General features: G+C 69.3%; 7 protein-coding genes. 1 reads left to right on the top strand and 6 read right to left on the bottom strand.

Annotation, left to right across the window (positions count from 1 at the left end):
* Positions 1-1,039, bottom strand: a 1,039-nt coding sequence (locus AC08OP_RS18185; RefSeq protein WP_476615291.1) for an FAD-dependent oxidoreductase, incomplete at its 3' end; no start/stop codon positions are given.
* A 417-nt stretch (positions 1,040-1,456) separates the two neighbouring features.
* On the opposite strand from AC08OP_RS18185, the gene AC08OP_RS18180 reads away from it, so the two are divergent.
* A complete protein-coding gene (locus tag AC08OP_RS18180; protein ID WP_476615290.1) occupies positions 1,457-2,272 on the top strand; it encodes a ferritin-like domain-containing protein in 816 nt (271 codons plus the stop codon).
* A gap of 131 nt (positions 2,273-2,403) precedes the next feature.
* Here the strand turns inward: AC08OP_RS18180 and AC08OP_RS18175 are convergent, their stop codons facing one another.
* The 5 genes from AC08OP_RS18175 to AC08OP_RS18155 all read right to left on the bottom strand — a co-directional run.
* Positions 2,404-3,330: an acyl-ACP desaturase gene (locus AC08OP_RS18175; RefSeq protein ID WP_476615289.1), complete on the bottom strand. Its 927-nt coding sequence runs from the start codon at positions 3,328-3,330 to the stop codon at positions 2,404-2,406.
* A gap of 31 nt (positions 3,331-3,361) precedes the next feature.
* Positions 3,362-4,300, bottom strand: a complete 939-nt coding sequence (locus tag AC08OP_RS18170; protein ID WP_476615288.1) for an SAM-dependent methyltransferase — start codon at positions 4,298-4,300, stop codon at positions 3,362-3,364.
* Positions 4,297-4,557 carry an acyl carrier protein gene (locus AC08OP_RS18165; protein ID WP_462189085.1) on the bottom strand — a complete coding sequence of 87 codons (261 nt, stop codon included), beginning with the start codon at positions 4,555-4,557 and terminating at the stop codon, positions 4,297-4,299. The genes AC08OP_RS18170 and AC08OP_RS18165 overlap by 4 nt, the downstream gene beginning before the upstream one ends.
* Positions 4,558-5,262, bottom strand: a complete 705-nt coding sequence (locus AC08OP_RS18160) for a PaaI family thioesterase (protein WP_476615287.1) — start codon at positions 5,260-5,262, stop codon at positions 4,558-4,560.
* Positions 5,263-5,327: 65 nt separating this feature from the next.
* Positions 5,328-6,615 (bottom strand): AMP-binding protein (locus AC08OP_RS18155; protein ID WP_476615286.1); only part of this gene is annotated, 1,288 nt, incomplete at its 5' end.

Genomic DNA, 6,615 nt, shown 5'->3' with positions numbered 1-6,615 from the left:
GGCGTGCGTACGGGCGTCGCACCGATCCGCGGAAGCGGTAGGGGGTCGGGTCCCCGAGCGGCTCGGCGTCGGCGATGAGCCGGGCGATGTCGGGAGCGGGCAGGGTCGCCGCGAAGCGGGCGAACCCGTCCGGGTCGGTGGGCGGATGCTCGCCGAGCATGCCGGCCAGGGTGACGATCCACCGATCGTCCTCCTGCGCGACGGCGCCACCGCCGCGTAGCCCGGGAATCGTCGAGATGATAACCGCGCGTTGGCCGTCGAGGTCGCTCGCGCGTCGCCGGTAGACGCGGGAGGCGTAGCCGAGGTCGACGTCGACCTGCTCCCGCACGGGCACGGGCAGCCCGTGCGCGGCGAGCCAGTCCGCTGCCCGGGAGCCGCGGCCGGTCGCATCGACGACCAGATCCGCCTCGATGACCTCGCCGCCGTCGAGGTGCGCATCCGCAGGGCGTACCCCGTCGGGCCGGGTGCTGCTGTCGGGCCGGGTGCTGGAGCCGTTGACTCGGGCGTCGTCTGGCCGCGGGCCGCCATCGAGGCGTTCGACCCGGACCCCGATGATCCGGCCGGGTTCGCCCGGGCCGCCCGGGCCGGGCCGCGCCACCAGCCCAACGGCGCGCACCCGCTGCAGCAGGCGGACCTGGGAACGAGCGAGTACGGCCTCCCGCAGCACGCCCTCCAGCAGCGGCCGGCTCGCCAGCAGGGAGGTGAGCCCGGTGTCGGTGGGGTACAACCGCCGCCCGCGGACGTACCACCGGGTCTCGACGAGCATGTGGGCGCGGGGCGCACCGTGGCCGGTCACGGTGTCGGTGAACCCGGGGAACAGCTCCTCCAGGCACAACCGGCCTCGTTCGGTGAGGGCGTGCAGGTGGGATCCCTGCGCCACGCCGCGGCGAGTACCCTCGGTGGTGAGGTCATCTCGTTCGATGATCGTCACCCGGTCGAAGAACTCGGCCGTCACCCGGGCCGCGAGGAGTCCGGCCATCCCGGCGCCGAGGACGACGGCGTGCCCGCGGCTACCGCGGGGCGACAGGGAGTCCTTCAAGGCCGCGGAAGCTGACGTCCGGCTTGCCCTGGTGGCTGTCACTGAGCGGTTCCAGGCAGCTCCAGCTTCTTGACCCGCGTCAGCAGCGTGCGCAGCAGGTGTCACATGAACTCCCTCTTACCCGGTCTCTCGCGCGGTTTTCGCGCGGTTCATGGAGCAGGTGCATGGAGCAGGTTCATGGAGCCAGAGCAGCCATGGGTATTGTCGGCCCGCCGGATCGACTCGTGGGTTAATCTTCCCGGAATCCTGGGCGAGAACATCATAAAAATCCAGGGACTTTGTCGTGGGTACGATAGTCTGTTCCCATCGATCGATGGGATGATGCAATGACCGGCCGCCGATATTGTCAAACTAATTGTGGTGAAATAGAAACGAGTCTGCACAGGTCGACGGGACCGGGCCAGGGGAGATTCCAGTATGGCGACCTCCGACACCATCGAGAACGCGCACAGCTTCGACGTATTCCAGCACTATGAGCGGCTGCAGTGGAAGCTGGTCGACCTGCCGTTGGACGAGATCCGCAGGGATCTCGTCCAGCCCGAGTACATCGCGCTGGTCAAGGGCGCGGTCATGGGCGAGGCCACCTCCATCGCAGCGGTGCACGGCTTTCTCAACGAGTTCATCGACGATTACGACTGCTCTGCCTTCGTGAACATCTGGGGCTACCAGGAGCTCCAGCACCACTACGCCTTCCGGGCGTGGCTGCAGGCGGTGGACGCCCAGATCGACCAGCGCCGGATCGAGGCGTTGCGCGAGCCCTACGTGCCGGGTACCACGCCCAGCGCCACTCTGATCACCAACGTCATCTCGGAGATGACGGTGAACACGGTCTACCGGACGATGTCGGAATGGGTGCGCGAGCCGGTGCTGGCGGACCTCATGCTGCGCGCCAGCCGGGACGAAGCCGGTCATGCCCGGGAGTTCATGTACTTCGCGAAGCGCCGGCTGGAGCGGAATCCGCACGAGCTTGTATCCGTGTTGGAGACGTTCCACTTCTACATGTCGAACAACCGGATCAAGCATCCGGTGGGGGAATTCAAGCACCGCCTGCTCGAAGACCTTCAGGGCCACGAGACCATTGACACCGCGTTCGAGGTGTTCTTGCAGGTTTCCGATCCGGATACGCTGGAACAGCTCCAGATGAAGATCCGCAAGGCGCTCGGCAGTGTTCTCGGCCGGGAGTTCAACCGGAACTCCGACATCCGGCAGGCGCTGGTGGAGGCGATGCCCTGACCGCTTCGGCGGCCGAGTTGTGGGGACCTGAGCACGGTCCAGGGATCGCAGACCGTGCTCAGGTCCCCCAAATTCACCGGCCGCCGCTTCGTAGGACGGGCCACTGCTGCCGTGCTGGTCCTGGCAGGGTCCTACGGGGTGTCCAGGGTCGTCGACCGGCAGGCGTCGACGAAGCGGACCAGTTCGTCGACCTTGTCGGTGCGGACGTCGACCGCCCGGTTGACCACCCGGATGAGGTGCGGGTAAGCGTCGGTGTGATCGTAGCGGGCAGTCTCGGCGATCCGCAGGGCCCAGCGCCAGTAACCCCGAATCGTGTCGGCTAGTGGCATCCGGAAGCGCGCGATAACCTCCCGGATCGGCTCGACGACGGCGTCGCCATGGCGGCGCAGGTACCGTTCCACGATGTCGGCCATGAAGGTGAAGTGCCGGGCCTCGTCCTTGGCGAGCCGGTTCAGCAGATCGGCCAACACCGGATCGCCGACGACCGCCCGCAGCTGCTGGTAGTACAGCTGGGTCGCCTTCTCTTGGACCAGGGCGTAGGCGAACAGCGAGACCGCGTGGTCGTGCGGCAGTTCGAAGTGCTTGCGCCCCTCGGTCGCCAGTTCCCGCCGCAGCTCGTCGGGATCGGCGATGCCGGCGGCGACCTGGTAGCGGAACAGCGCCCGGGCGTGGCTGTCCTCCTCCCGCGCCCAACGCACGGTGAAGTGGTAGAGCTCCCGGTTGTGCACGAAGGTCTCGACGTCGACGTCGGGGTTCAGCGGGAAGGCCCGCTCGTACACGCCGAAGTAGCCGGGCAGGTGGTCCTCGATCAACGTGATGAACCGGACCGCGGAGCGCTGTCCCTCGGTGAGCCGATCGGCGTCGGCGTTCTCCCAGGCGAACGTCGATTCGACGTTGAAGTGGCGGGTGGTGGAGCCCGCCTGGTGGAAGGCGATGACGGCCGCCTCGACCTCGGCGGGAGGAAGCAGCGGCGCCAGAGCCGGGCGTGCGGGGGCTCGCGGCGGTTCGACGCCGCGGGCTTGGCCGAACGCCGGCCGGAGAATGTCGGATGCCGTCATGATGTGGATCCCGTTCCTCGCTCGGCGGCGGTCAGCGTGCCTTGCGGCACACCAGCGCGTAGTGCTTGGTGGTGTAGCCCCAGCCGGCGTTCGCGACCTCCAGATAGCGGCGCAGCGTCGCGGCCGTTCCCGGGCGGATCGCGTCGATCCGCTCCGCGGCCGCGTCGACGTTCACCAGCCAGTCGTCGATGGTGCGCCGGTAGTCGTCGGTGAGATCGTCTAGGCTTGCCAGGGAGAAACCGGCGTCCTCGGCACCGGTGACGAGGTCGGACAGCGGCCGCATGTCCCCCCAGCCGAAGATCGATGCGCGGACGAACTCGGTCCCTTCCCGATGGTCGAACGCCCCCCGGGTGGCCGCGTTGCGAAAGCAGCTTTCCGACACGTACAGCCGTCCGTCGCGGCGCAGTAGCGCCCGGGCCCGCCGGAACACGACATCGAGGTCGGGCATGTGCACGATCGAGCCGAGCATTGTCACTGCGTCGAAACTCCCCGAGGGCAACTCGACCGTCTCGAAGTGGCCCTGGACCGTGGTGACGCGGTCGCTCACGCCGAGTTCGGCGGCTCGCTGCGCGATGTAGGCGTGCTGTCGCCCCGCGGGGGAGACCCCGACGACCTCGGCTTCGTACTCGACCGCCATGAACAGCGTCAGCGAACCCCAGCCGCATCCGACGTCGAGGACGCGACCACCGCGGCGCAGGCCGAGCCGATCGGCGACGAAGTGGAGCTTGGCGATCTGCGCCTGCTCGAGGGTGTCGTGCTCCGTGCGGTAGAGACCCGAGCTGTATTTGCGCAGGGGATCGAGGAACAGGCCGAAGACCTCGGGCGGCAGGTCGTAGTGCTGATTGGTGTCGCTCGTCGTGGGTTCGGTGCCCGTCGTGGGTTCGGTGCCCGTCGTGGGTTCGGTGGCCGTCGTGGGCCCGGCGGCGAGGCCCACCGCCGCCTCCGGTGCGGTGGTGACGGGCGAGTTCATGCGGCCTGCACCTGCAGCGCCGCCTGGACGACGTCGGCGACTTCGGCGACGGTGACCGCCGAGAAGACGTCCTCGTCCTCGAGCTCGACGTCGTACTCGCGTTCTACCCGGGCGATCATCCGGAGCACCTTCACCGAGTCCGCGCCCTCCACGGAGCGCAGATCGGCGTCCGCAGCCAGGTCCTCAACCGGGATGCCGAGCTCACGAGCGACGATGGCGGTGACGGTGGTGACGATTTCCGCATACGACACTGACATTCAGTGCTCCTCTGAGGTGGGGAGGCCGGCGGCGTTGGACCCGGTGGCCGGTGGTCTGGTGAGCGTCGCCGCCAGTGCCTGCGCGACACGGTCGGCCTCGGTCGGATTCAGCATCATCCGGTCCCGGGCGGTGTCCATCGGGGTCGGGCGGTAGGTTGCGCTTGCGGTCGCGAGCAGCGTCCCGGCATCGTCGAGGATCTCGGCCTCGGCGTGCACCAGCCCGTTTGCTCTGCCGCCGTTTACGCCGCCGTTTACGCCGCTGTTCGCTCCGCCGACTGTGCCGCCGACCGGTGCCGCGTCCCCGCGGCCCGGGGTACCATCCGGGACGCCGTGCAGCCGGGCGACGCAGCGGTACTCGGCGCCGACGCTCAGCGGGGCGAGGTAGCGCACCCGCAGCGCGGTGGTGAACGCGGTGAGCCCGACCTGCAGCACGATCAGATTGCCCATCGTCTCATCGACGATCACTCCGATGAGGCCACCGTGCACGACGCCGGGATAGGACTCGTGCCGGCGTTCGAGTCGGAAACGGGTCGAGATGCCGTCGGCGTGGGCGGAGAAGCGTAGTTGCAGCCCGTGCGGATTGTGCGGTGAGCAGCCGAAACACCGATAGTCCGCGAGCACGGACCACGGCACGCTCAGGTAGTCCTCCGGATCGTCGGCTTCCCGCGGGCCGTCAGGGCTCGGCGTCATCAGGTGGCTGTGCATCGGGCTCCCTGGTCGATGGGCGCGGAACGCGCTGGGCGTGCGGAATCGGAGGCGGGGCTTGCGGGTCAGAGCACGCCGCGCCCGACCAGGTCGCGTACCGCCAGCCGTTGGAATTTGCCGCTGGAGGTACGGGGCAGCGCGCCGGGCTCGACCAGACGCACCGTCACCGTGGACAGCCCCAGCGCCGCAGTTGCCGCCATCCGCAGGTCGGTCGCGAGTCGGGCTCGGTCCGCGGGCTCGGTCAGCGCGGTCTCGCCGACCACCGTGACACCGCCGGCAGCCTTCGCTCCGGTGGCGTCCGGGGGGCTGTCGGCGGCGTCTGGCTGGTCGGGGGAGCCGAAGGCGACGACGCGACGTCGGTGCACGCCCGGAAGGTCACGCACCGCCGCTTCGGCGTCCTCGGGGTAGTAGTTCACGCCGCGTATAATGATCATTTCCTTGTCTCGGCCGGTCACGAACAGATCGTCGCCGCGCTGGAAGCCGAGGTCGCCGGTGCGCAGCCAGCCGTCCGCGGTGAAGCCCCCGGTCGTCAGGCCCCCCGCGGTGAGGTAGCCCGAGGTGACCGAACCACCCCGGATCTGGATCTCGCCCACCCGCAGGCTCGGCGCCAGACCGTCGCCGAGCGGATCGGCCAGGACGTCACCGTGCAGGTCGGCGATGCGAATCCGGATGTCGCGGACCGGCCGGCCGACGGCGACCAGCCCCTTGGCGCGCGGATGCTCGCGCGGGACCTCCGTCACGATTCCCTCGGCGGCGAGTCGGTCCCGGTCGACCCAGGTGACCACGGGGGCGCGGCCCAGCGGCGGGAAGGCCACGGCCAGGGTGGCCTCGGCCATCCCGTACACGGGGAACATCGCCGTGGGGGCGAACCCGGCCGGCGCGAAGTGGTCGAGGAAGCGCTCAACGCCGACCGCGGAGACCGGCTCGGCTCCGTTCAGCGCGATGCGCCACCGGCGCATGTCCAGCCCGGGTACCTCGTCCGGGTCGATCGCCCGGACGAGGTCGTCGTAGGCGAAGTTTGGCGCCGGCGAGATCGTGGCGCCGCTGGCGAGAAACGAGCGCAGCCAGCCGGCGGGGTCACGGACGAAGTCCGCCGGGGACCAGACGGTCATCGGGATGCCGGTCATGATCGCGCTGAGGGTCGCGAACAGCCCCATGTCGTGGAACAGCGGCAACCAGATTCCGCCGTGATCGCCCTCACCGAGCCGGATGCCGTCGATGATCGCGCGGATGCCGCACAGCACGGCGCGGTGGCTGAGTACCACGCCCTTCGGGGCCGCGGTGCTGCCGGAGGTGAACTGCACGATTGCGATGTCGTCCGCACCCACCGCACCCACCGCACCCACCGCACCC

Source organism: Frankia sp. CeRuru1, assembly GCF_977966315.1.
The sequence above is the reverse complement of the archived record's forward strand: the minus strand, read 5'-3'. Positions and strand labels throughout refer to the sequence as shown.